Annotated in this window: 23 protein-coding genes; 9 read left to right on the top strand and 14 right to left on the bottom strand. The window is 70.4% G+C overall.

Features of this window, described 5'->3' with window-relative positions; genetic code table 11:
- Nucleotides 1–133: 133 nt before the first annotated feature.
- Nucleotides 134–979, top strand: a complete 846-nt coding sequence (locus tag ACSMXR_RS27930; protein WP_473170157.1) for a phosphatase PAP2 family protein — start codon at nucleotides 134–136, stop codon at nucleotides 977–979.
- Here ACSMXR_RS27930 and ACSMXR_RS27925 read toward each other — a convergent pair.
- The 8 genes from ACSMXR_RS27925 to ACSMXR_RS27890 all read right to left on the bottom strand — a co-directional run bounded on the left by ACSMXR_RS27925 (nucleotide 945) and on the right by ACSMXR_RS27890 (nucleotide 10,713).
- Nucleotides 945–2,771 carry a chitinase gene (locus ACSMXR_RS27925; protein WP_473170156.1) on the bottom strand — a complete coding sequence of 609 codons (1,827 nt, stop codon included), beginning with the start codon at nucleotides 2,769–2,771 and terminating at the stop codon, nucleotides 945–947. The two genes, ACSMXR_RS27930 and ACSMXR_RS27925, sit on opposite strands and share 35 nt — an antisense overlap.
- Before the next feature lie 90 nt (nucleotides 2,772–2,861).
- Nucleotides 2,862–3,335, bottom strand: coding sequence for a bifunctional DNA primase/polymerase (locus ACSMXR_RS27920; protein WP_137234443.1), 474 nt, complete (start codon nucleotides 3,333–3,335; stop codon nucleotides 2,862–2,864).
- A 137-nt stretch (nucleotides 3,336–3,472) separates the two neighbouring features.
- Nucleotides 3,473–4,888 carry an NAD(P)/FAD-dependent oxidoreductase gene (locus ACSMXR_RS27915; protein WP_473170155.1) on the bottom strand — a complete coding sequence of 472 codons (1,416 nt, stop codon included), beginning with the start codon at nucleotides 4,886–4,888 and terminating at the stop codon, nucleotides 3,473–3,475.
- A gap of 23 nt (nucleotides 4,889–4,911) precedes the next feature.
- Entirely contained in the window at nucleotides 4,912–5,715 is an 804-nt protein-coding gene (locus tag ACSMXR_RS27910) for an ABC transporter permease (RefSeq protein ID WP_030085192.1), read from the bottom strand.
- A complete protein-coding gene (locus ACSMXR_RS27905) occupies nucleotides 5,715–6,656 on the bottom strand; it encodes an ABC transporter permease (protein WP_137234445.1) in 942 nt (313 codons plus the stop codon). Before ACSMXR_RS27905 ends, ACSMXR_RS27910 begins: the two co-directional genes overlap by 1 nt.
- Nucleotides 6,653–7,807, bottom strand: a complete 1,155-nt coding sequence (locus ACSMXR_RS27900) for an ABC transporter ATP-binding protein (protein ID WP_218524569.1) — start codon at nucleotides 7,805–7,807, stop codon at nucleotides 6,653–6,655. Before ACSMXR_RS27900 ends, ACSMXR_RS27905 begins: the two co-directional genes overlap by 4 nt.
- Nucleotides 7,808–7,877: 70 nt before the next feature.
- Nucleotides 7,878–9,125 (bottom strand): ABC transporter substrate-binding protein, encoded by a 1,248-nt coding sequence (locus ACSMXR_RS27895; RefSeq protein WP_137234447.1) that lies wholly within the window; start codon nucleotides 9,123–9,125, stop codon nucleotides 7,878–7,880.
- A 73-nt stretch (nucleotides 9,126–9,198) separates the two neighbouring features.
- Nucleotides 9,199–10,713: a gamma-aminobutyraldehyde dehydrogenase gene (locus ACSMXR_RS27890; protein ID WP_473170154.1), complete on the bottom strand. Its 1,515-nt coding sequence runs from the start codon at nucleotides 10,711–10,713 to the stop codon at nucleotides 9,199–9,201.
- A gap of 206 nt (nucleotides 10,714–10,919) precedes the next feature.
- On the opposite strand from ACSMXR_RS27890, the gene ACSMXR_RS27885 reads away from it, so the two are divergent.
- Nucleotides 10,920–11,477, top strand: coding sequence for an NADAR family protein (locus tag ACSMXR_RS27885; RefSeq protein ID WP_473170153.1), 558 nt, complete (start codon nucleotides 10,920–10,922; stop codon nucleotides 11,475–11,477).
- An 85-nt stretch (nucleotides 11,478–11,562) separates the two neighbouring features.
- Here ACSMXR_RS27885 and ACSMXR_RS27880 read toward each other — a convergent pair whose 3' ends face one another.
- Nucleotides 11,563–12,276, bottom strand: a complete 714-nt coding sequence (locus ACSMXR_RS27880; protein ID WP_137234450.1) for a DUF4190 domain-containing protein — start codon at nucleotides 12,274–12,276, stop codon at nucleotides 11,563–11,565.
- Between the two features lie 122 nt (nucleotides 12,277–12,398).
- Between ACSMXR_RS27880 and ACSMXR_RS27875 the strand changes: the two genes are divergently transcribed.
- The 3 genes from ACSMXR_RS27875 to ACSMXR_RS27865 all read left to right on the top strand — a co-directional run bounded on the left by ACSMXR_RS27875 (nucleotide 12,399) and on the right by ACSMXR_RS27865 (nucleotide 15,069).
- Nucleotides 12,399–13,433, top strand: coding sequence for an adenosine deaminase (locus tag ACSMXR_RS27875; RefSeq protein WP_473170152.1), 1,035 nt, complete (start codon nucleotides 12,399–12,401; stop codon nucleotides 13,431–13,433).
- A 22-nt stretch (nucleotides 13,434–13,455) separates the two neighbouring features.
- Nucleotides 13,456–14,160 (top strand): glycerophosphodiester phosphodiesterase, encoded by a 705-nt coding sequence (locus tag ACSMXR_RS27870; RefSeq protein WP_137234452.1) that lies wholly within the window; start codon nucleotides 13,456–13,458, stop codon nucleotides 14,158–14,160.
- Nucleotides 14,161–14,271: 111 nt separating this feature from the next.
- Nucleotides 14,272–15,069: an SAM-dependent methyltransferase gene (locus ACSMXR_RS27865; RefSeq protein WP_381850414.1), complete on the top strand. Its 798-nt coding sequence runs from the start codon at nucleotides 14,272–14,274 to the stop codon at nucleotides 15,067–15,069.
- Between the two features lie 11 nt (nucleotides 15,070–15,080).
- On the opposite strand, the gene ACSMXR_RS27860 is transcribed toward ACSMXR_RS27865, so the two are convergent.
- From ACSMXR_RS27860 to ACSMXR_RS27850, 3 genes are all read right to left on the bottom strand, one after another.
- On the bottom strand, nucleotides 15,081–15,623 hold the full coding sequence (locus tag ACSMXR_RS27860) for a hypothetical protein (protein ID WP_137234454.1): 543 nt from the start codon (nucleotides 15,621–15,623) through the stop codon (nucleotides 15,081–15,083).
- 54 nt (nucleotides 15,624–15,677) lie between these two features.
- Complete coding sequence (locus tag ACSMXR_RS27855) at nucleotides 15,678–16,841, bottom strand: polyamine ABC transporter substrate-binding protein (protein WP_381850411.1); 1,164 nt, start codon at nucleotides 16,839–16,841, stop codon at nucleotides 15,678–15,680.
- A 167-nt stretch (nucleotides 16,842–17,008) separates the two neighbouring features.
- Nucleotides 17,009–18,448, bottom strand: a complete 1,440-nt coding sequence (locus ACSMXR_RS27850; RefSeq protein ID WP_030085166.1) for a gamma-aminobutyraldehyde dehydrogenase — start codon at nucleotides 18,446–18,448, stop codon at nucleotides 17,009–17,011.
- A 177-nt stretch (nucleotides 18,449–18,625) separates the two neighbouring features.
- Between ACSMXR_RS27850 and ACSMXR_RS27845 the strand changes: the two genes are divergently transcribed.
- From ACSMXR_RS27845 to ACSMXR_RS27830, 4 genes are all read left to right on the top strand, one after another.
- Nucleotides 18,626–19,117: an Lrp/AsnC family transcriptional regulator gene (locus tag ACSMXR_RS27845; RefSeq protein ID WP_137234456.1), complete on the top strand. Its 492-nt coding sequence runs from the start codon at nucleotides 18,626–18,628 to the stop codon at nucleotides 19,115–19,117.
- A complete protein-coding gene (locus tag ACSMXR_RS27840) occupies nucleotides 19,102–20,481 on the top strand; it encodes an aspartate aminotransferase family protein (protein WP_137234457.1) in 1,380 nt (459 codons plus the stop codon). Before ACSMXR_RS27845 ends, ACSMXR_RS27840 begins: the two co-directional genes overlap by 16 nt.
- Before the next feature lie 215 nt (nucleotides 20,482–20,696).
- Nucleotides 20,697–21,434 carry an ABC transporter ATP-binding protein gene (locus ACSMXR_RS27835; protein ID WP_381850408.1) on the top strand — a complete coding sequence of 246 codons (738 nt, stop codon included), beginning with the start codon at nucleotides 20,697–20,699 and terminating at the stop codon, nucleotides 21,432–21,434.
- A complete protein-coding gene (locus ACSMXR_RS27830) occupies nucleotides 21,416–22,573 on the top strand; it encodes a hypothetical protein (RefSeq protein WP_473170151.1) in 1,158 nt (385 codons plus the stop codon). Before ACSMXR_RS27835 ends, ACSMXR_RS27830 begins: the two co-directional genes overlap by 19 nt.
- A 10-nt stretch (nucleotides 22,574–22,583) precedes the next feature.
- Here ACSMXR_RS27830 and ACSMXR_RS27825 read toward each other — a convergent pair whose 3' ends face one another.
- Nucleotides 22,584–23,039, bottom strand: a complete 456-nt coding sequence (locus tag ACSMXR_RS27825) for an SRPBCC family protein (protein ID WP_381909473.1) — start codon at nucleotides 23,037–23,039, stop codon at nucleotides 22,584–22,586.
- 108 nt (nucleotides 23,040–23,147) lie between these two features.
- Nucleotides 23,148–24,179 carry an ABC transporter ATP-binding protein gene (locus tag ACSMXR_RS27820; protein WP_473170150.1) on the bottom strand — a complete coding sequence of 344 codons (1,032 nt, stop codon included), beginning with the start codon at nucleotides 24,177–24,179 and terminating at the stop codon, nucleotides 23,148–23,150.
- Nucleotides 24,180–24,182: the final 3 nt, after the last annotated feature.

Here is a 24,182-nt window from a genome sequence, read left to right as displayed (position 1 = left end):
AGGCGGGCGGAGCGGCCTTTCGCCGCTTCCGTCCGGCATCCGGGTGAGGGCCTGTGAAGAACGTGTGCGGGGGCGATGGCGGGAGGCGGTGGCGACTGTCGGCCGCTCTTCCGCTGCCGTACGGTTTCTGCAGATGAGAGAAACACCTCGGCCCCGGGAAACCGCGGCCGACTCCGGGCCGGGGCTTCCCCAGCGCCGTCCGGGGCGTGCGTTCGCGCACACCGGAGCCTCCGGCTCCGGGACTCCTCACCGATCGGACGGCCGCCCGCCCCACACCCCCCGGGGCGCGCGGCGAACCGATCTCGCCGGCCATCCCGGAACAACCCCCCCTGTTCCCGGGTGGCCGGCCCCCCTCGTTTCCGGATACGTCTCCGGCCTCCTGGGTCTGCTCGCGGTCCTCTTCGCGCTGATCACCTGGCAGGTCGTCGTCGAGGGTCCGCTGCTGCGGCTGGACGAGCGGGTGGGCCCGAAGCTCTTCGGGCGGGGCCCGGCCGGGCTGACGCAGGTGCTCTCCGATCTCGGCGGGATGGCGGTGGCGCTTCCCGTGCTGACCGTCGTGATCGCGTACGCGCTGTGGCGTCGTGCGCTGCGGCTCGCCGTGTACGCGGCCCTCACCATGGCGGCGGTGCCCGCGCTGGTGATCCCGCTGAAGGTGGCCACCGCCCGGCAGGGCCCGCTGACCGAGGCGGTCAACTACTACCCGTCCGGCCATACGGCGACGGCCGCCGTGGCGTACGGGGCCTCGGCCCTGGTGCTGCTGGCACTGCCGCGCCCGGCGTGGCTGCGGGCGGCGTCCTGGCCCCGGACGTGGATGATGCCCGTCGCCGCGATCCTGTTGACCACGGCGACGGGCATCGGTCTGGTGCTGCACGGCTACCACTGGCCGCTGGACGTGCTGGCCAGTTGGTGCCTGGGGCCGTTGGTGCTGGCGCCCCTGTGGTGGGTCAGTTTCCGAAGTAGCCGTCGAAGTTCCGGCTGAACTCCCAGTTGTTGAAGCGGTCCCAGTTGATCGACCAGGTCATCAGGCCGCGCAGGTCGGACCAGGTGCCGTGGGTCTGGTAGGAGCCGCAGGAGGTCTTCTTGATCAGGCAGTCGAGCGCCTTGTTGACCTCGGCCGGTGAGGTGTGGCCGTTGCCCGCCTGGGTGGAGGCCGGGAGGCCGATGGCGACCTGGTCGGGGCGCAGGCCCGGGAAGACCCGACTCGTGTCGCCCGCGACCGGGAAGCCCGCGAGCAGCATGTCGGTCATCGCGATGTGGAAGTCCGCGCCGCCCATCGAGTGGTACTGGTTGTCCAGGCCCATGATCGGGCCCGAGTTGTAGTCCTGGACGTGCAGCAGGGTCAGATCGTCGCGCAGTGCGTGGATGACCGGCAGATAGGCGCCGGCGCGCGGGTCCTGGCCGCCCCAGGGGCCGGAGCCGTAGAACTGGTAGCCGAGCTGCACGAAGAAGGTCTCGGGCGCCATCGTGAGGACGAAGTCGGAGCCGTACTTCGCCTTGAGCGACTTCACCGCGGAGATCAGGTTGACGATCACCGGTGAGGTGGGGCTGCGGAAGTCGGTGTCTCCCGTGTTCAGGGAGAGCGAGTGGCCCTCGAAGTCGATGTCGAGGCCGTCGAGACCGTAGGTGTCGATGATCTTCGAGACCGAGGTGACGAAGGCGTCCCGGGCGGCGGTGGTGCCGAGCTGCACCTGTCCGTTCTGGCCGCCGATGGAGATCAGCACCTTCTTGCCCGCCGCCTGCTTGGCCTTGATCGCGGCCTTGAACTCCGCCTCGGACTCGACGTTCGGGCACTCGGCGACCGGGCAGAGCGAGAAGCGGATGTCGCCGGAGGTGACGGAGGTGGGCTCGCCGAAGGCGAGGTTGATGACGTCCCAGGAGTCGGGCACGTCCGCCATCCGCGTGTAGCCGGAGCCGTTGGCGAAGCTGGAGTGCAGATAGCCGACGAGCGCGCGGGCCGGGAGCTTGGTGTCGCCGCCCCCTCCTCCGCCCGCCGTGGTGGTCGCCGTGATCGCCGCCGACTTCGCGGACTCCCCGGCCGCGTTGGTGGCGGAGACCTGGAAGCTGTACGCGGTGGAGGGCGTCAGGCCCGTCACGGTGGCGGAGGGGCCGGTGGCCGTGGCCACCTTCGTACCGCCGCGGTAGACGTGGTAGCCGCTCGCACCCGATACGGCGTTCCAGGAGAGCGCCACGGACGACGAGGTGATCGCGGTGGTCTTCAGACCCGCGGGGACGGCCGGGATCACGACGGGCTCGCCGCCGGGGCCGATGAGGGTGAGGTCGTCGACGTAGTGGGCGGGGGTGCCGTACCAGCCGTGGGTGTAGACGCTCACGGAGGTGGTGGAGGGGCCGGTGGTGAAGGTGGTGGTGAGCTGCTTCCACGCGTCGGGCGACTGGGTCCAGGTGGAGACGTCGGTGGTGCCGGTTCCGGACGCGCCGAGGTAGACGTGACTGCCCTGCACCCAGGCGCCCAGTGTGTACGTGGAGTTGGGCTTGACCGCGATGGTCTGGGAACACTTGGCGTGGTCGCTGCCGGCCGGGGTCGCCTTGAGCGCGTGGTCACCGGTGCGCTTGGGCGCGGTGACGGCCGCCCCGCTCTGGTTGGCGCAGTTCCAGCCGTCCAGGCCCGCCTCGAAGCCGCCGTTGCGCACCAGATCCGCGTCGGCGGCGCTCACGGCCGGGGCGGAGGCCACCAGGGTGGCGGCCGCCAGCAGGGTGGCCGAGCAGACGGCCAGAAGTCCGGAAAATCTGACGGTTGGTCCGGTGCGTTCCACAACAGCCTCCGCGCAGGGGGAAATTCGGGGTGTGGCGTGCGCACAACATGGTCCAGACCAATCAGGTTGTCAAGACCTCTGGCGGCCGGCTCAGCTCTCCGGCCGCTCCTGCCGGGCGTCCCGGGCGGCCGCGCCCGCCGCCTCGTGCATCGCGAGTTCGAGGATTCCGGCGTCGGTGAGGGTCCCCGAGCCGTCCGGCGGAACCAGCCAGCGCACTCCCCCGGTGGCCCGCCCCGGATACGGGACGACGATCCAGGTGCCCTGGCCGCAGCCCCTGATCCCGGTGCCGATCCAGCGGGAGACGGTGCCCGGCGGGACGAAGAAGCCCATGCGGGACTCGCCGAAGTCGGCGAGGACGGGGCCCGGTCGGTCGATCAGCCGGGTGAGGACGTCGAGCGTCGGATAGCCGAGATCTCCCGGAAGGATCAGGACGTCCCAGCGCTTGCCGGCGGGAAGGAGCGCGATCCCCTGGGGATTGCGCTCCCACTCCCACCGGCAGGCGGCCGGGTCCGGTGCCACCGCTGTGAGCCACTCGACCGCGGCCTTCGTTTCCGAGCCAGTCATGACCAGCCTCCCGTTGACGTGAGCACCGGCAGGGTTCTGCGGTGCGTACACAGGCGAGAGAGCGGTGGGCGCCGACTATGACGCGGGTTGAGGCTACTAGTTGGTAGTGAACTGGGTCACAGCCCTGGTGACCTGGGTCAGCTGTCGAAACCGAGGCCCAGCTTGTCCATGGTCTTCAGCCACAGGTTGCGGCGCCCGCCGTTGCTGTCGGCGCGGGCCAGGGACCGCTTGGTGATCTCGATACCGGCCCAGGCGAAGGGCTCCGGCGGGAAGGGCATCGGCTTGGAGCGGACCATCTCCAGCCGGGTCCGCTCGGTCTCCTCGCCGGAGAGGAGGTCGAGCATCACATCGGCGCCGAAGCGGGTGGATCCGACGCCGAGTCCGGTGAATCCGGCGGCGTACGCGACCCGCCCCTGGTGCGCCGTTCCGAAGAAAGCGGTGAAGCGGGAACAGGTGTCGATCGCACCGCCCCAGGCGTGCGAGAAATTCAGTCCGGAAAGCTGCGGGAAACAGGTGAAGAACTGTTCCGCGAGTTTCAGGAACGTCTCCGGGCGCTGATCGAGATCGGCGCTGAGCCGGCCCCCGTACGGATAGATCGCGTCGTATCCGCCCCACAGGATCCGGTTGTCCGCGGAAAGCCGGAAGTAATGGAATTGGTTGGCGCTGTCGCCGAGCCCCTGGCGGCCCTTCCAGCCGATGGATTCCAGCTGCTCGGGGCTGAGCGGCTCGGTCATCAGCGCGTAGTCGTAGACCGGCACGGTGTACGGCCGGACCCGCTTGACCAGCGACGGGAAGATGTTGGTGCCGAGCGCGACGCGACGGGCGAAGATCCGGCCGTACGGGGTGCGGACGGCCATCCCCTCCCCCGAGCGGACGAGGTCGAGGCCGCGGGTGTGCTCGTGGATCCGTACGCCGAGCTCCAGGCAGGCCCGCTTCAGCCCCCAGGCGAGCTTCGCCGGGTGCAGCATCGCGACGCCGCGCCGGTCCCAGAGGCCACCGAGGAAGGTGGGCGAGTCGACCTCGGCGCGCAGGGCGTCGCGGTCCAGGAAATCCACGCCCGTGATGCCGAGCTTCACGATCTCCTCGTGCCATTCCCGCAGCTCTTCGAGCTGGTGGGGCTCGGTGGCGACATCGATCTCGCCGGTCCGCTCGAACTCGCAGTCGATCTTGTAGCGGGCGACGGCGGCCTCGATGGCGTCGAGGTTCCGCTCCCCCAGCTCCTCCAGCTTCGCGATCTCGTCGGGCCAGCGCTCCACACCGTTGGCCAGGCCGTGGGTGAGGGAGGCGGCGCAGAAGCCGCCGTTGCGGCCCGAGGCGGCCCAGCCCACCTCGTGCCCCTCGATGAGGACGACGTCACGGTCCGGGTCGCGCTCCTTGGCGATGAGCGCGGTCCACAGGCCGCTGTAGCCGCCGCCGATGACCAGCAGGTCGGTGTGCTCGTCGCCGGTGAGGGCGGGAAGCGCGTCGGGTTTGGCCGGGTCGTCGAGCCAGTAGGAGACCGGCCTGGCGCCGGCGATCGATTGTGCGGCAGTACGCATGGCAGCTGGGGCCATGGTTTCCAACTCCTTCAGGACTTTCAGGTTCGAGCGGTGCTCTTTCGCCGGTTCGCGATGAGCTGGCCGACGAGAACCATCAGTACCGCAATGATGAACATGGCGGTGCCGATGACATTGATCTGCACGGGCGTGCCGCGCTGTGCCGAACCCCAGACGAACATGGGGAACGTGACGGTGGAGCCCGCGTTGAAATTCGTGATGATGAAATCGTCGAACGAGAGCGCGAAGGCGAGCAGTGCTCCCGCCGCGATTCCCGGTGCGGCGATCGGAAGGGTGACCCGTACGAAGGTCTGCACGGGTCCGGCGTACAGATCGCGGGCGGCTTCCTCCAGTCTCGGGTCCATCGACATGACGCGCGCCTTGACGGCCGTCACCACGAAGCTGAGGCAGAACATGATGTGCGCGATCAGCACGGTCCAGAAGCCGAGCTGGGCGCCCATGTTCAGGAAGAGCGTGAGCAGCGACGCGGCCATGACGACCTCGGGCATCGCCATCGGGAGGAAGATCAGCGAGCTGATCGCGCCGCGCGCCCGGAAGCGGTAGCGGACCAGCGCGAAGGCGACCGCCGTGCCGAGCGCGGTGGCTCCGAGCGTCGCCCAGAAGGCGATCTGGAGGGAGAGTGAGAGGGATCCGCAGAGGTCGGCGACGCCGCACGGGTCCTTCCAGGCGTCCAGCGAGAACCGCTGCCACTCGTAGTTGAAGCGGCCGTTGGGCTTGTTGAACGAGAACACCATCACGACGATGTTCGGCAGGATCATGTACGCGAGGGTCAGCAGACCCGCGATGACGACCAGGTTCCGGCGTATCCAGCGCAGTACGGGCATCAGACCAGGTCCTCCGTCCCGGAGCGGCGGATGTAGAAGGTGACCATCAGCAGGACGATCGCCATGAGGATGAACGAGAGCGCGGCGGCCGTCGGGTAGTCCAGGACCCGCAGGAACTGGCTCTGGATGACGCTGCCGACCATCTTGGTGTCGGTGGAGCCCAGCAGTTCCGCGTTCACGTAGTCGCCGCTGGCCGGGATGAAGGTCAGCAGGGTGCCGGAGACGACGCCGGGCATGGAGAGCGGGAACGTCACCTTGCGGAAGGTGGTGGCGGGGGTGGCGTAGAGGTCGCCCGCCGCCTCGTGCAGCCGGCCGTCGATCCGCTCCAGCGAGGTGTAGAGCGGCAGGATCATGAACGGCAGGAAGTTGTACGTGAGGCCGCAGACGACGGCCATCGGGGTGGCGAGGACCCGGTTGGACTCGGTCCAGCCGAGCCAGCTGGTGACGTCCAGGACGTGCAGGGTGTTGAGCACGTCCACGACCGCGCCGCCGTCGGCGAGGATCGTCTTCCACGCCAGCGTACGGATGAGGAAGCTGGTGAAGAACGGGGCGATGACCAGCACCAGCACCAGGTTGCGCCAGCGGCCCGCCTTGAACGCGATGAGGTAGGCGAGCGGGTAGCCCAGCAGCAGACACAGGATCGTGGCGGTGCCCGCGTAGAGCAGGGACCGGATGAACTGCGGGTAGTACTCGCGCAGTGCGTCCACATACGTCTGGAAGTGCCAGGTGACCTCGAAGCCCTGCTCCAGCGAGCCGGTCTGTACGGAGGTGGAGGCCTGGTAGACGAGCGGCAGGGCGAAGAAGACCAGCAGCCAGAGGATGCCGGGCAGCAGCAGCCAGTACGGGATCAGCCGTTTACGGGTGGAGGGCTTGCGGAGCTTGAGCTCCCGGGGCTCCTCGGGGTTGGGGGACGGCGCGGGCGGCGCCTCGGTGAGGCTCACTCCGCGTCCTCCACGCTCGTCGCGCCCGCGTCGATGTCCTGGGCGGCGTCGAGTCCGAAGGTGTGGGCCGGGTTCCAGTGCAGGACCACCTCGGCTCCGACGTGGAGTCCCGCGCGCCTGTCAACGTTCTGCTCGTACACCTGGAGGGCCTTGCCGGCCGGGCTCTCGACCACGTACTGGGTGGAGACGCCGATGAAGCTGGAGTCGGTGATGCGGCCGGTGACGCGGTTGCGGCCGGCGGCTATGGCGTCGGCGTCGTCCGCGTGGGCCAGGGATATCTTCTCGGGCCGGATGCCGAGGAGCAGCCGTCCGCCGTTGTCGGTGGGGGCCGAACATCGCTCGCGGGGCAGGGTGAGCTTTCCGCCGCCCGCGGCCACCACCAGATCGCCGCCCGTGGACACGACCTCGCCCTCGATGAGGTTGGAGGTGCCGAGGAAGTTGGCGACGAAGGTGGTGCGCGGGTTCTCGTAGAGGTCGGCGGGCGCGCCGAGCTGCTCGACGCGGCCGCCGTTCATCACCGCGACGGTGTCGGCCATGGTCATGGCCTCCTCCTGGTCGTGGGTGACGTGCACGAAGGTGATGCCGACCTCGGTCTGGATCCGCTTGAGCTCCAGCTGCATCTGGCGGCGGAGCTTGAGGTCGAGGGCGCCGAGCGGTTCGTCGAGCAGCAGGACCTGCGGGTGGTTGATGAGGGCGCGGGCGACGGCGACGCGCTGCTGCTGGCCGCCGGAGAGCTGATGCGGTTTGCGGCGGGCGAAGTCGCCGAGCTGGACCAGTTCCAGCATGTCGTCGACCTGCTTCTTCACCGACTTGATGCCGCGCCGCCGGAGTCCGAAGGCGACGTTCTCGGTGATGTCCAGGTGCGGGAAGAGCGCATAGCTCTGGAAGACGGTGTTGACCGGCCGCTTGTACGGGGGCAGGTCGGTGATGTCCTTGTTCCCGAGGAAGACCGTGCCGGTGGTGGCCTCCTCCAGGCCCGCGATCATCCGCAGGGTGGTGGTCTTGCCGCAGCCGGACGCGCCGAGCAGGGCGAAGAAGGAGCCCTGCGGCACGGTCAGGTCGAGCGGGTGTACGGCGGTGAAGGAGCCGTAGGTCTTGCTGATCCCGGCGAGGCGGACATCGCCGCCCGCGGTCTGCTGCTGCTGTGTCATGGGTCGCAGTCCCAGTGTGTTCGGGGAGGGAGTTCAAAAGAGGGGTGACCGGGCGCGGGAGCGTGCCGGGTCAGGCGCCGATGAGTTTGGCGAACTTCTCTTCGTACGCGGTCTCTTCCTCGGTGCTCAGGGAGCGGAAGGAGCGGGACTTCGCCGCCATCTCCTTGTCGGGAAGGATCAGCGTGTTGGAGGCCATCGACTCGTCGATCCTGGCGAGTTCCTCGCGTACGCCGTCGACCGGGCACACGTAGTTGATGTACGCGGCGAGCTGGGCGGCGACCGGCGGCTCGTAGTAATAGTCGATGAGCTTCTCGGCGTTGGTCTTGTGCCGGGCCTGGGCGGGGACCAGGAGGCTGTCGCTGGAGGTGATGTATCCGGCGGCCGGGATGGCGTACTCGATGTCCGGGTTGTCGGCCTGGAGCTGGATGATGTCCCCGGCCCAGGCGACGCAGGCGGCGATGTCGCCCTTGCTGAGGTCGGCGGTGTAGTCGTTGCCGGTGAAGCGGCGGATCTGCTTCTTGTCGACGGCCTTCTGGAGGCGGCCGATCGCCCCGTCGAAGTCGGCGTCGGTGAACTTCCCCGGGTCCTTGCCCTGGTCGAGCAGGGTCATGCCGACGGAGTCGCGCATCTCGGAGAGGAAGGAGACGCGGCCCTTGAGCTTCGGGTCGTCGAGCAGCTGGGTGACGGAGTCGACCTTGCGGCCGCCGGTCGCCTTCTTGTTGTACGCGATGACGGTCGGGATGCCGGTCCACGGATAGGAGTAGGCGCGGCCGGGGTCCCAGTCAGGGCTGCGGAACTGGGCGGAGACATTGGCGAAGGCGTGCGGAAGGTTCGACGGGTCGAGCTTCTGCGCCCAGCCGAGCCGGATGATGCGGGCGGCGAGCCAGTCGGTGACGCAGATGAGGTCGCGCCCGGTGTCCTGCCCCGCCGCCAGCTGGGGCTTGATCTTGCCGAAGAACTCGACGTTGTCGTTGATGTCCTCGGTGTACTTGACCCTGATCCCGGTGCGCTTGGTGAACGCCTCCAGGGTGGGGCGGCTCTTCTCGTCCTCGCTGACGTCCATGTACTCGGTCCAGTTGGAGAAGTTCAGCACCTTCTCCTTCGCCGAGTGGTCGTCGGCGGCCGCTGCTCCCTCGGCGCGTCCGGCGGGCGGGATGCCGCAGGCGCCGAGGGTGGCTATGCCGCCGACGGCGAGCGCGCCCATGCCGGAGGCGCGCAGCAGGGAGCGGCGGGTGAGGGCGCCCCTGCCGTTGGTCAGGGATCGCCTCATGGCCGCCAGCTGGACCGGCGTGAGGCGCTCGGGCTCGTAACTCTCCATACGCGTTTGCCCTTTCGGGTGGGAGGCCGCCGGGGACCGCCGTCGTGGACGGGCCCCGCTCGTGCGGCAGCTGCTATCGGTCCCCGAAGATCGTGCGGTGCCAGTCCTTGCGGGCGACCGCGGTGTTGTCGTACATGACGTGCTTGACCTGCGTGTACTCCTCGAAGGAGTACGCCGACATGTCCTTGCCGAAGCCGCTGGCCTTGTATCCGCCGTGCGGCATCTCGGAGAGGATCGGGATGTGGTCGTTCACCCACACACAGCCCGCCTGGATCTCGCGGGTGGCGCGGTTCGCGCGGTACAGGTCGCGGGTCCAGGCGGAGGCGGCCAGTCCGTACGGGGTGTCGTTGGCGAGCGCGATGCCCTCGTCGTCGGTGTCGAAGGGCAGGACGACCAGGACCGGGCCGAAGATCTCCGACTGGACGATCTCGCTGTCCTGGGCGGCGTCCGCGACGAGGGTCGGCCGGTAGTACGCGCCGTCGGCGAGGTCGCCGCCGGGGGCCTCGCCGCCGGTGACGACGCGGGCGTAGCCGCGGGCCCGCTCGACGAAGGCGGCGACGCGGTCGCGCTGGGCGTGGCTGATGAGCGGGCCGAGGTCGGTGGACGCGTCGAAGGGGTCGCCGAGCCGGACGGTCTCCATGAGCGCGGCGACGTCCCGGACGAAGGCGTCGTAGAGGGGGCGCTGGACGTAGGCGCGGGTGGCGGCGGTGCAGTCCTGGCCGGTGTTGATGAGGGAGCCGGCGACCGCGCCGTGCACGGCGGCCTCCAGGTCGGCGTCGTCGAAGACCACGAAGGGGGCCTTGCCGCCGAGCTCCAGATGGAGGCGTTTGACGGTGGCGGTGGCGATCTCGGCGACCCGCTTGCCGACGGCGGTGGAGCCGGTGAAGGAGGTCATCACGACGTCGGGGTGGCCGACGAGGTGCTCGCCCGCGTCCTTGCCCGCGCCGGTGACGATGTTGATCACGCCGTCGGGAATGCCCGCCTCGGTGGCGGCCTGGGCGAACATCAGCGAGGTGAGCGGGGTCAGCTCGGCGGGCTTGAGGACGATGGTGTTGCCCGCGGCGACGGCCGGGAGGACCTTCCAGGCGGCCATCTGGAGCGGGTAGTTCCAGGGGGCGATGGAGCCGACGACGCCGATCGCCTCGCGGCGTACGTAGGAGGTGTGGTCGCCGTCGTACTCGGCGGCGGCCTTGCCCTCCAGGTGGCGGGCCGCGCCCGCGAAGAAGGCGGTGTTGTCGACGGTGCCGGGGACGTCGAACTCGGTGGAGAGCTTGATCGGCTTACCGCACTGGAGGGATTCGGCGTACGCGAAGTCGTCGGCCTGCTCGGCGAGGACGGCGGCGAAGCGGTGCATCGCGTCGGAGCGTTCGCCGGGCGTCGCGCCGGACCAGCCGGGGAAGGCGGCGCGGGCGGCGGCGACGGCCGCGTCCACGTCGTCGGCGCCCGCCAGCTCGTAGCGGAGCACGCTCCCGCCGGTCGCGGGGTTCACCACCTCGTGGTGGCGGCCGGATGTGCCGGGGAGCAGCTTGCCGCCGATGTACTGCGCACCTTCCGCGAAGCGGTCCTGAACCTGGAAGCCGTTGCTCATGACGCTCTCCTCCGCCGCTGTACCCGCTGGGCGGGGTCGGCGTAGCTTCTTCGTGAATTGAGTGCCGATCCTGACAGAGGGGTTCAAGCCCAACAAGTGATTCCGTTGTTGCCTTTTGGTTACGCGACGGAATCTGTCGACCATGTGTCGTGTCGGTGCGGAAATCCCCGTACGGAGTGTCAGTGGCGGATGCCACACTCACATGCATGGGACCGATCGATGAGCTTCTGGCGGACGTGGCGCGGGGCAAGCGGGTGAAGTATCTGCCGTTCTGGGGGCACCGCCCGCGCCCCGACGGGCGGCTGGGCGCGAGTTGCCTGAGCCAGTGGTGGCCGTCGCCGTTCACGGTGGACGGGGTGACGTATGCGAGCGCCGAGCACTGGATGATGGCGGGCAAGGCGCGGCTCTTCGACGATCCGGAGGCGGAGCGGGCGGCGGTGACGGCTAAGAGCCCGGCGGCGGCGAAGAAGGCGGGGCGCCTCGTGCGCGGCTTCGACGAGGACGTGTGGATACGGGAGCGGTTCGCCCTCGTCGTGGCGGGCAGCGTGCACAAGTTCGGGCAGGACCCGGAGCTGGGCGGCTATCTCCTGACCACCGGCGACCGGGTGCTGGTGGAGGCGTCGCCGCTGGACCGGATCTGGGGCGTCGGACTCGCGGCGGACGACGAGCGGGTGGAGCGGCCGCAGCAGTGGCGGGGGCTGAATCTGCTGGGCTTCGCACTGATGGAGGCCCGGGAGAGGCTCCGGGCGGGCGCGACGGGGTGAGCCGGGGTCGCACCTGTACGACGACCGGCCGGGCGGGGATCGCTCCCTGCCCGGCCGGTCGTCGTAGCGTTCGGCGCGAGGACCGCTAGCGGCGGTCCTCCACGACCAGTGACGTGGCGAACGGGTCGTCGTAGCTGTCGCCGTATTCGCTGTCGCTGTCCGCGTTCGTGGCGGCCCAGATGATCAGGCCGAGGATCGCGGCGCCGACGACGATGCCGACGGAGCCGAGGATGACCCCGGCGAGCGCCATGCCCCGGTTGGTGGCCTCGCCGCGCTTGGCCCGGCCGAGGCCGATGATGCCGAAGATCAGCGCGAGGATGCCGAGGATGATGTTGACGCCGTACATGCAGAAGCCGACCACCGAGATGATGCCGATCACCATCGCGGCGGTGCCCAGACCGTTGTTGGGCGCCGGGCCCCAGGCGGCCGGACCCATGCCGTAGGCGCCGTAGCCCGGGTAGCCGCCGTACGGCTGCGCGGGCGGGGCCGGGTAGCCGTAGTGGCCTGCGGCGGGCGGCGGGGCCGCGTGGCCGGGGCCGTTCGGGCCGATCGGCGGCGGCGGTACGTCCGCGGGCGCGGGCCCGAAGCCGGGCTGCGGCTGGGGTATCGGCCCGGTGCCGTCCCCCGCGGCCGGCATCGACGTCACGGTCGGCTGGTCGTGGACCGCGGGCGGCGTGTGCGCGGCGGGCGGCGGCGTCTGCGCACCCGGCTTGTTCAGCTCCACCCGGCCGCTGTCCGGCGGTGCCCACGGATCGCGCGGCGCGGCCCCGCCCCCGGGCTGCTCTGTGTTGTCTGACATGGGCCTCCCCCATCGTGGTCCCGTCATGCTACGGCCAGGCCCGACGGCCCCGGACCCCGCCTACGATGATCGGTGCGGCCGGTACGCCCGGCCCGACGTCACGCCGAACCGGGAGATTTCCGATGACCGATCCGCATCCCTTCATCGCCGGGCTGCCCAAGGCCGAGCTCCATGTCCACCATGTCGGGTCGGCCTCGCCCCGGATCGTCGCGGAGCTGGCCGCCCGCCACCCGGACTCCAAGGTCCCCACGGACCCGGAGGCGCTGGCCGACTACTTCACCTTCACCGACTTCGCGCACTTCATCGACGTCTACCTGTCGGTGGTGGACCTGGTCCGCACCCCCGAGGACGTCCGGCTGCTCACCTTCGAGGTGGCGCGGGACATGGCCCGGCAGAACATCCGGTACGCCGAGCTGACGGTGACCCCGTACAGCTCGACCAAGCGGAACATCCCCGAGGTCGGGTTCATGGAGGCCATAGAGGACGCCCGCAAGGCGGCCGAGGCCGAGCTGGGCGTCGTCCTGCGCTGGTGCTTCGACATTCCGGGCGAGGCCGGGATCCAGGCGGCCGAGGAGACCGCCCGGCTCGCGGTGGAGCGGCGGCCCGAAGGGCTCGTCTCCTTCGGTCTCGGCGGGCCCGAGATCGGGGTGGACCGCCCGCAGTTCAAGCCCTACTTCGACCGGGCCATCGCCGAGGGCCTGCACTCGGTGCCGCACGCCGGGGAGACCACCGGACCGCAGACGATCTGGGACGCGCTGACCGCGCTGCGCGCCGAGCGCATCGGGCACGGCACCAGCTCCGTGCGGGACCCGAAGCTGCTGGAGCACCTGGCCGAGCACCGTATCGCCCTGGAGGTCTGCCCGACGTCGAACATCGCCACCCGCGCGGTCACCGACATCGAGCAGCACCCGATCCGCGAGATGGTCCGGGCCGGGGTGCTGGTGACCGTCAACAGCGACGACCCGCCGATGTTCGGCACCGACCTCAACAACGAGTACGCGGTGGCCGCCCGGCTGCTGGAGCTGGACGAGCGCGGCATCGCGGACCTCGCGAAGAACGCCGTGGAGGCCTCGTTCCTCGACCCGGCGGGCAAGCGGAAGCTGGCCGAGGAGATCGACACGTACACAGCGAACTGGCTCCGGACCCCCGGCCGCTGACCCGGTCGTCGACAATGGCCCCATGGCCAACTCCGTCACCGCCGTGGGACATCGCGGCGATCCGTATCTCGCCCGCGAGAACACCCTGCCCTCGATCCGCTCCGCCCTCGAACGGGGGGCGGACGCGGTCGAGATCGACGTACGGGTGACCCGCGACGGGGTGCCCGTCCTGCTGCACGACGCGACGCTGGAGCGGTTGTGGGGCCACGACCGGCGGCTGGAGAGGATCGACCACGCGGAGCTGAAGGAGCTGACCGGCGGCGGGGTGCCCACGCTCCGCGAGGCGCTGCTCGCCGTCGGGGCGCACCGGGTGATGGTGGACCTGCCCGGCTCCACGGACGCCTCGGTGAAGAAGATCGTGGGGACGGTCCGGGAGTGCGGGGCGGGCGAGCGGGCGTACTACTGCGCGAGCGCGGACGCGATGCTGCGGGTGCGCGCCGCCGACCCGTCCGCCGAGATCGCCCTGACCTGGACCACGCTGGCGCCGCCGCGCCCGGAGCTGCTGGCCGCGGTGAAGCCGCGCTGGCTGAACTACCGCTTCGGCCTGGTGAGCCGGGAACTGACGGACCGGGCGCACCGGGACGGGCTGCTCGTCTCCGCGTGGACGGCCGACACGAAGCGCACGATGCGCCGGCTGATCGAGCGCGGCGTCGACTCGATCACCACCAACCGGATCGACACGCTCCACCGGCTCCTCGCCAACTCGCCCGAGCGCGGGGGCTCTTGATCGGTCCGGCATGATGGAGGGCCCGCACGACCACGCAAGAGCCCGCACCGTCCGCCGCCGCACCGCCCCACGCGGCACGCGGGCCCCTCCGTCACCGAGGAGCCACACGTCATGGACCCCCGCCCGCAGACACCCACCGCCCGGATACGTTCCGACGTCGCGCACAACGCGCGGGTGTGGAACTACTGGCTGGGCGGCAAGGACAACTACCCGGTGGACCGGGCGGTGGGCGACCGGGTCACCGGGATGTACCCGAGCATCGGTGAAGTGGCCCGCGCGGACCGGGCGTTCCTGGGCCGGGTGGTGCGGCAGCTGGCGGGCGACGCGGGCATCGACCAGTTCCTGGACATCGGCACCGGGCTGCCGACCGGGAACAACACCCATGAGATCGCCCAGCACACCGCGCCGCACGCGCGCATCGTGTATGTGGACAACGACCCCATCGTGCTGGCCCACGCCCGCGCGCTGCTGACCAGTTCGCTGGAGGGCGCGACCGAGTACATCGACGCGGACGCGCGCCGCCCGGAGCAGATCCTGCGGGCCGCCGAGCCCACCCTGGACCTGGGCCGGCCGGTCGCGGTGATGATGCTCGGCATCCTGAACTTCGTGCTGGACACGGACGAGGCGCGGTCCGTCGTGCGGACCCTGATGGCGGCCGTCCCGTCGGGCAGCCACCTGGTGCTGACCCACCCGACGCTGGAGCTGGGCGGCGAGGGCAACGCGGCGGCGATGCGCTTCTGGAACGAGAACGCCACCCCGCCCATCACCGCCCGCAGCCGCGAGGAGTTCGCCTCGTTCCTGGACGGTCTGGAGATCCTGGAGCCGGGCATCGTCTCCTGCTCCCGCTGGCGGACGAACCCGCGGGAGCCGGAGGTCGCGCAGTTCGGCGCGGTGGCCCGGAAGCCCTGAGGCTCGGGCGGTCAGGCGCTCGCCGCGACCGGCGCCGGGTTCGCGGCGGCCACCCGCTCCAGTACTTCCAGCCGCTTGATCATGCGGCGGACGATCAGCAGCGGGATGACGCCGAAGACCCCGAAGGACATGTCGATCACGCTCCACCAGAACGGGATACCGCGGATCGGGCCGCAGATCAGGGCGAGCGGGATGATCCCGGCGCAGGCGATCATGCCGAACTCGATGACCCAGATGTTGCGGACCGGGTCGCGGTAGGGGCCGTAGAAGGCGACCGCGATGACCAGGTGGGCGAAGGCCAGCCAGTCGGTGCCGTACAGCATGAAGGGCTGCTCGCGGTCGACGGTGTCGAGCCCCTCGCGGACCCGGGTGATCCACTCCATCAGTGCCGGGAAGTGCTCGGGGACCGGGGAGGCGGAGGCGCTCAGCAGATCCTCGGCCCAGCGGAGTTCGGTGACGAGCGGGAAGGCCGTGAGCCCGCTCAGCACCAGACAGACGATGAAGAAGACCAGCCACCTGCGTATCCCCCGTGTGAGGGCCTGTCTTTCGCTCATATCCGCAGCGTACGCCCGTGTTTACCGCCCCTTTACGGCACCCCTGTTACCGCTTCACAAGCCGACGATGCCGTTCCACTTCTTGGCGAAGTCCATCCGCTCCTCGGAGGTGATGTCGCGGGCGATGGCGAGCCGTTCGCGCATCGCGTCGTCGGGGAAGATCAGCGGATCCTCGGCGAGCGCGGCCGTCTCCTCGTCCTTGGCGGAGGCGAGGACGTCACGGGCGGCGGGCACGGGGCAGACGTAGTTGACCCAGGCGGCGAGTTCGGCGGCGACCTCGGGGTCGTAGTAGTGGTCCACCAACTTCTCCGCGTTGCGCTTGTGGCGGGCGAGGTTGGGGATCATCAGGGACTCGGCCCAGAGTTCGGCGCCCTCCTCGGGCACGACGAACTCGATGTCGGGGTTGTCGGCCTGGAGCTGGATGACATCGCCGGAGTAGGCCTGGCAGGCGAGTACGTCACCGGTGGCGAGGTCCTTGATGTAGTCGTTGCCGGTGAAGCGGCGGATGTGCTTCGAGCGGACGCGCTTCTCGGTCTGCTCGCAGATCTCGTGGAAGTCGTCGGCCGTCCAGCGGGTGATGTCGACGCCGTTGCCCTGCATCAGCAGCGCGAACGACTCGTCGAGCCCGGAGAGCAGGGTGACCCGGCCGCGCAGATCGTCCGCCCAGAGGTCGCCCGTGGACCGGATCTCGCGGCCGAGCTTCTTGCGGTTGTACGCGATGCCGGTGATGCCGGACTGCCAGGGGACGCTGTGGCGGCGCCCCTCGTCGAAGGCGGGGGTGCGCAGTTGGGGGTCGAGGTACTTGGCGACGTTGGGCTGCTTCGCCCGGTCCATCTCCTGGACCCAGCCGAGCCGGACGAAGCGGGCGGCCATCCAGTCGCTGATGACGATCAGGTCCCGGCCGGTCTGCTGGTGGTTCATCAGGGCGGGGCTGATCTTCCCGAAGAACTCGTCGTTGTCGTTGATCTCCTCGGTGTACGTCACGGAGATCCCGGTCCGCTTCGAGAAGGCGTCGAGGGTGGGCCGCTTCGACTCGTTGTCGTCGTCGGTGTCGATGTAGAGCGGCCAGTTGGCGAAGTGCAGCGTGTGGTCGGTGGCCGAACTATCGTGTCCGGCGCGGTCCCCCGGCTCGACGAAGGCCGCGGGCACCCCGCAGCCGGCCAGGGTTGCGCCGGCCGCTCCCGCCCCGAGGGCGCGCAGCAGGGAACGGCGGGACATGGGGTTCTTCCTGATCGCTCGCACCCGCGCAGAATGCCGGTCGGCGCTCGCGCGGGCAATGGACCAAGCGTCCAGCGGGACGGGCCCGCCCCGCACACCTTGTCCAGGCACGCGTACGGCCCCGGGCCGGAGCCCGGGGCCGCACGACCGCGACGACGATCCGAGGATCAGTCCTCGATGGACGTCATGACGTGCTTGATGCGGGTGTAGTCCTCGAAGCCGTACGCGGAGAGGTCCTTGCCGTAGCCGGACTTCTTGAACCCGCCGTGCGGCATCTCGGCGACCAGCGGGATGTGGGTGTTGATCCACACGCAGCCGAAGTCGAGGTTCTTGGACATGCGCATGGCGCGGGAGTGGTTCTGCGTCCAGACCGAGGAGGCGAGGGCGTACTCGACGCCGTTGGCGTACGCGACGGCCTGGTCCTCGTCGGTGAAGGACTGGACGGTGATGACGGGGCCGAAGACCTCGTTCTGGATGATCTCGTCGTCCTGCTTGAGGCCGGAGACGACGGTCGGGGCGTAGAAGTAGCCCTTGTCGCCGACCCGGTGGCCGCCCGCCTCGACCTTGGCGTGGGCGGGGAGCCGCTCGATGAAGCCGCTGACCTGCTTCAGCTGGTTGGCGTTGTTGAGCGGGCCGTACGCCACGTCCTCGTCGTCCGGCTGCCCGGTCTTGGTGTCGGCGGCGGCCTTGGCGAGCGCGGTGACGAACTCGTCGTGGATCGACTCGTGGACCAGGACGCGGGTGGCGGCCGTACAGTCCTGGCCCGCGTTGAAGAAGCCCGCCTCGGAGACGCCCGAGACCGTCTTGGCGATGTCGGCGTCCTCGAAGACCACGACGGGCGCCTTGCCGCCGAGCTCCAGGTGGACGCGCTTGACGTCCTTGGCGGCGGACTCGGCGACCTGCATGCCGGCCCGTACCGAACCGGTGATGGAGGCCATCGCCGGGGTCGGGTGCTCGACCATGGCGCGGCCGGTGTCCCGGTCGCCGCACAGGACGTTGAAGACGCCCTTGGGCAGGATCTGCCCGATGATCTCGGCCATGAGGACCGTCGACGCCGGGGTGGTGTCGGACGGCTTGATGACGACCGTGTTGCCCGCGGCGAGCGCCGGGGCGAACTTCCACACGGCCATCATCATCGGGTAGTTCCACGGCGCGACCTGGGCGCAGACGCCGACCGGCTCGCGGCGGATGATGGAGGTCAGGCCCTCCATGTACTCGCCCGCCGAGCGGCCCTCCAGGAGGCGGGCGGCCCCCGCGAAGAAGCGGATCTGGTCCACCATCGGCGGGATCTCTTCGCTGCGGGTGAGGCCCAGCGGCTTGCCGGTGTTCTCCGACTCGGCGGCGATCAGGTCCTCGGCCCGCTCCTCGAAGGCGTCCGCGATCTTCAGCAGGGCCTTCTGGCGCTCGGCGGGCGTGGTGTCGCGCCAGGCGGGGAAGGCCGCCGCTGCGGCCTCCATGGCGGCATCGACGTCGGCCTGGCCGGAGAGCGGCGAGGTTGCGTAGACCTCTTCCGTCACCGGGCTGACCACATCGATGGTCCGCCCGTCCGCGGCGTCCCGGAACTCTCCGTTGATGTAGTTGCGCAGACGGCGCACCTCGGTGGTCACAACCACCCCTCCTGTCGGCTGTCCGATGGGTGAGACATCCACCCTAATCGGTTCGGCGACGCTTTCGACATACCCAACCGCCCCCAACTTCGGATTCAGTCGGTTTCAAGCATCTGCTCAACGAATTTCATCGATCTGGGGTTGCGAGACAGACGAGGAGCGGTGCATGGTGGGTCCGTGGCCAGTCGCAGCGCAGACTCCAGGACAGGGAACGGATCACCGGCAGCGGTCGATGCCGTCTCCCTCGCAATCATCGAGCAGCTCCAGGAGGACGGACGGCGTCCGTACGCCGCGATCGGCAAGGCCGTCGGCCTCTCCGAAGCGGCGGTGCGCCAGCGCGTCCAGAAGCTGCTCGACCAGGGCGTGATGCAGATCGTCGCCGTCACGGACCCGCTCACCGTGGGCTTCCGGCGGCAGGCGATGGTCGGCATCAATGTCGAGGGCGACCTCGACCCGGTGGCCGAAGCCCTGTCGGCCATGGCCGAGTGCGAGTACGTGGTCATGACCGCGGGCTCCTTCGACCTGATGGTGGAGATCGTCTGCGAGGACGACGACCACCTGCTGGAGATGATCAACAAACGCATCCGGACCCTTCCCGGCGTGCGCTCCACCGAGAGCTTTGTTTACCTCAAGCTCAAGAAGCAGACCTATATGTGGGGAACCCGATAGCCGTGAGCAAGGACCTCAGCCGAACCGCGTACGACCACCTGTGGATGCACTTCACCCGCATGTCGGACTACGAGAACGCGCCCGTTCCCACCATCGTGCGTGGCGAGGGAACGTACATCTTCGACGACAAGGGCAAGCGCTACCTGGACGGTCTCTCCGGCCTGTTCGTGGTCAACGCCGGTCACGGTCGTCACGAGCTCGCCGAGACGGCGTACAAGCAGGCCCAGGAGCTCGCCTTCTTCCCGGTGTGGTCCTACGCCCACCCGAAGGCCGTCGAGCTGGCCGAGCGGCTCGCCGACTACGCCCCGGGCGACCTCAACAAGGTCTTCTTCACCACCGGTGGCGGCGAGGCCGTCGAGACCGCCTGGAAGCTGGCCAAGCAGTACTTCAAGCTCAAGGGCCAGCCGACCAAGTACAAGGTCATCTCGCGTGCCGTCGCCTACCACGGCACCCCGCAGGGCGCGCTGTCCATCACCGGCCTCCCGGCCCTGAAGGCCCCCTTCGAGCCGCTGGTCCCCGGCGCGCACAAGGTGCCGAACACCAACATCTACCGCGCCCCGCTCTTCGGCGACGACCCGGAGGCCTTCGGCCGCTGGGCCGCCGACCAGATCGAGCAGGAGATCCTCTTCGAGGGCCCCGAGACCGTCGCGGCCGTCTTCCTGGAGCCCGTGCAGAACGCGGGCGGTTGCTTCCCGCCGCCGCCAGGCTACTTCCAGCGGGTCCGCGAGATCTGCGACAAGTACGACGTGCTGCTCGTCTCCGACGAGGTCATCTGCGCCTTCGGCCGGCTCGGCACGATCTTCGCCTGCGACAAGTTCGGCTATGTGCCGGACATGATCACCTGCGCGAAGGGCATGACCTCGGGCTACTCCCCGATCGGCGCCTGCATCGTCTCGGACCGGATCGCCGAGCCGTTCTACCAGGGCGGCAACACCTTCCTGCACGGCTACACCTTCGGCGGCCACCCGGTCTCCGCCGCGGTGGGCCTCGCCAACCTCGACATCTTCGAGCGCGAGAACCTCACCCAGCACGTCCTCGACAACGAGAACGCCTTCCTGACCACGCTGCAGAAGCTGCACGACCTGCCGATCGTCGGCGACGTCCGCGGCAACGGGTACTTCTACGGCATCGAGCTGGTGAAGGACAAGGCCACCAAGGAGACGTTCACCGACGAGGAGACCGAGCGCGTCCTGTACGGCTTCCTCTCCAAGGCGCTGTACGAGAACGGCCTGTACTGCCGGGCCGACGACCGCGGCGACCCGGTCGTCCAGCTCGCCCCGCCGCTGATCTCCGACCAGTCGACGTTCGACGAGATCGAGGGCATCCTGCGGACCGTCCTCACGGAGGCCTGGTCGAAGCTCTGACCGTCACCGGGTCCCCCGGCTGATCGCCGCCCGGCGGTCATTTCATACGGTTCCCCGGCCCGGATACGCCCCTTCGAGTGAGAAGGGGGGTATCCGGGCCGCGTGCTGTGCGCTCACACCGGTCCGACTATCTACGGTGCCCAGTGACCGATCGGCCGCGTCTTCGTTCCCCCGTACGGGGGACGGGAAATCTGACCTGAACCGAGGTGTACGCCATGGTGGCCCCGCCGGACAACGACGTGATCTGGGCGCGTTCCCTGCACCACTCCCACAACGGATCGCCCGGTCTCGGCGGTGTCTCCATCGGCGTCCGGGACGCCGAGATCCTCGCCGTGACCGGCCCGCGCGGCAGCGGGAAGACCACCCTGCTGCACTGTCTCTCGGGCCGGCTGGTGCCCCAGCAGGGCGAGGTCTGGTTCAACAGCGTCCCCGTCCACACCATGCCCCCCCGGGTCCGCGAACAGCTGCGCCGGGAGCGCTTCGGCTGGATCGCCTCCGATCCCGAGCTGGTCCCGGAGCTGACCGTCTGGGAGAACACCGCGCTGCCCCTGCTGCTGCGCGGCGTCTCGCACCGGGCCGCCCGCAAGGCCGCCACCGAGTGGCTGGAGCGCCTGGACATCGCCGCCTTCGCCAAGAAGCGGCCGCACGCCCTGCTCCAGGCGCAGCGCCAGCGGATCTCGGTGGCCCGCGCGCTGGCCGCACAGCCGACCGTGATCTTCGCGGACGAGCCGACCGCGACCCTGCACCGCGCGGACCGCACCCAGGTGCTGCGCACCCTGACCACGGCGGCCCGCTCGCACGGCATCACCGTGGTGCTGGCCACGCACGACGCCGAGGTCGCCGCGCTCGCCGACCGGGCCGTGGCGCTGCTGGACGGCCGCCGCGTCGCCACGGTCGCCCTGCCCGCGGAACCGGAAGCGGAGGGCCGCGCGGCGTGCTCGCTCTCCGTCTAGCCCGCGGTTCCCATCCCCTCGTCCTGGTCCGGCGGCTGCTGGTGGCCGCCGCGTCGGCAGGCGTCGGATTCCTCCTCCTGTGCGCCCTCGGGTACGCCGCCGCGCACCCCGCCTCCGCCGGTTCGGTGCTGCGGTTGCTGTGGTGCTTCGTCCCGCTGGCCGCGACCGTGCAGTTCGCCGTGGCGGTCGCCCGGACCGACCCGAGCACCCGGCCCCGGCCGGGCCTCTCCTCCGTGGGCCTCGGCCCGGTCCGGCTCTCCGCGCTGGCCGCGGTCTCCACGGCCGTCTCCACCACGCTGGGCTCCATGGTGGCCCTGCTCTTCTTCCTGCATCTGCGCGGCGATCTGACCGGGATGCCGTTCGACGGCGGCGCGGCGGAGTTCCTCGGCGCGGGCACGCCGCTGCCGCTGGCCGCCGCCCTGATGCTGCTGGCGCTCGTGCCGGTGGCCGCGTCGACGGCGAGCGCGCTGGCGCTGCGGTCGCGGCCCGACCCGGCAAGGGACACCTTCGGCTCGGAGGAGCTGCCGGAGCCCGCACCGGCTCCGGCCGGGCTGCCCTGGGGCGTGGCGCTGACGGCGGCCGGACTCGCGGTGGAGGCGTACGCGTCCCGGGGGGCCACGGGCAACGCGTTCCCGCTGCCCGGCCGGTTCGACGCCACCCCGGTGGCGGTGCTGATCGGGTGGACGCTCACGGCGATCGGCCTGGCGATGGCGGGCCCGAGCCTGACGTATCTGTGCGGGCGGGCGCTTCAGGCGGTACGCCCCGGGGCCGTACGGCTGCTCGCCGGGCGGGTCCTGATGGACGAGGCACGCCGGATCGGCCGCCCGCTCGGGATCGTCTGCGCGGTGCTGTCCGCGGCGATCGCCGCTTTGGCGCTGTACGGGGGCGACGAGCGCCCGTACGGCCCGCTCACCGCACTCGGCGCGGTGCTGGTTCTCGGCTGTACGACGGCGACGCTGCTGACCTCGGCGCTGGAGGCCAAGCACGCCCGCGCCCACACCGTCGAGGCGCTGCTCAGGATGGGCGCTCCGGCCGCGACGCTGCGCAGGGCGACGGCACTGCGGGCGGGCGCGCTGCTGGCCCTGTTCGCCCCGCTGACCTGGGTGATCGCCCAGCTGGCGGCGCTCCCGCTGGCCTAGCGGACCCGCGTCAGGGGTGGGTGGCGAGGCGGTCGGCGAGGGCGTCGAAGAACGCCTCCCAGCCGTCCTCGGCCGCCGCGTACTGCTCGGGGGTGAGGTTGCCGCCGCGCTGCTGGAAGGCCAGTTCGGTCCGGCCGCCCCCGAGATCGCTGAAGGTGACCGTCACGGTCTCGCCCTCGGCGTCCTCGGGGGCGGAGCCGTCCTTCAGCGTGAAGACGAGACCGTCGGGCTCGCTGACCTCGCGGTAGACCCCGCGGAAGGGCATCTCGACGCCCGGCATCACGATGACCAGGCTCCATGAGCCGCCGGGCCGTACGTCCATCGCCACCCGGTCCAGCGGAACGTCCGCCTCGCCCCCGTACCAGGCGGCGAAGTCCTCGGGTGAGGTCCAGGCGGCGAAGACCCGCTGCTGCGGGGCGTCGAGGACGCGGGTGAGGTCGATGCCCTCGCGGGTGCCACCGGTCATGATCACGGTCCTTGTCCGATCCTGCCGTCCCCACGGCGCCCGGACGGCCGACCGCGGGATGGTCCGCCTCCAGCTTGCCCGGACCGCCGCCTGCTTGCCACGCCGCGCTCAGGACCGCCCGGGGTCCGCCAGCACCACCGTCTCCGCCGCGTCGAAGCGGACGCCCACGACCGCGCCCTCGTCCGGGGTGTCCCGCAGGGCGCACTCGGCCTCCAGCACCGGCGCGTTCTCGGGCAGCAGCCGTACGGTCACGTGGTTCCCCCGGAAGGTGCGGACGCCGACCGTGCAGCGCAGGCCGTCCTCGGGGGCGCCGATCCGGACCCCGGCGGGGCGGACCAGCAGATCGACCTCGCCCTGCGGGGAGCCCTCGGGCACCGGGACCTTGCCCCAGGCGGTGGCGGCGGCCTGTCCGGTGACCGTCGCCGCTGTGACGTTGTCGAAGCCGAGGAAGCGGGCGACGAAGGCGGAGGCGGGGCGCTGCCAGACGTCCAGCGGGGTGCCCTCCTGCGCGATCCGGCCGTCCCGCATCACGACGACCCGGTCGGCGAGCGCGAACGCCTCGCCCTGGTCGTGCGTCACGGCCAGCACGGTCGTACCCAACTCCTGGAAGAGCGTGCGCAGTTCGACGACGAGCCGTTCGCGCAGGCTCCGGTCGAGCTGGCCGAGCGGCTCGTCGAGCATCAGGAGCTTCGGGCGCGGTGCGAGCGCGCGGGCCAGGGCGACGCGCTGCTGTTCGCCGCCGGAGAGGGCGGCGACCGCGCGGCGTTCGGCACCGGGGAGGCCGACCAGCTCCAGCAGTTCACGGACCCGGGCGTCCGTCCCGGTCCTCCCGACGCCGTGCATCCGCAGCCCGAAGGCGACGTTGGCGCCGACGTCCCGGTGCGGGAAGAGCTGGTGGTCCTGGAACATCAGGCCGAGCCCGCGCCGGTGCACCGGGACACCCGCCTGGTCCTGGCCGGCCAGCAGCACCCGGCCGCCGTCCATGGGCTGGAGCCCGGCGACGGCCCGCAGCAGGGTGGACTTCCCGCTGCCACTGGGCCCGAGCACGCAGACGATCCGGTGGTCGGCGACCTCCAGGTCGACCGCGTCGAGTGCGGCCCGCTTCCCGAACCGTACGGTGGCGGCCTGCAAGCTCAGCATGTC

The sequence above is a fragment of the Streptomyces sp. DSM 106670 genome (assembly GCF_055792845.1).
The sequence above is the reverse complement of the archived record's forward strand: the minus strand, read 5'-3'. Positions and strand labels throughout refer to the sequence as shown.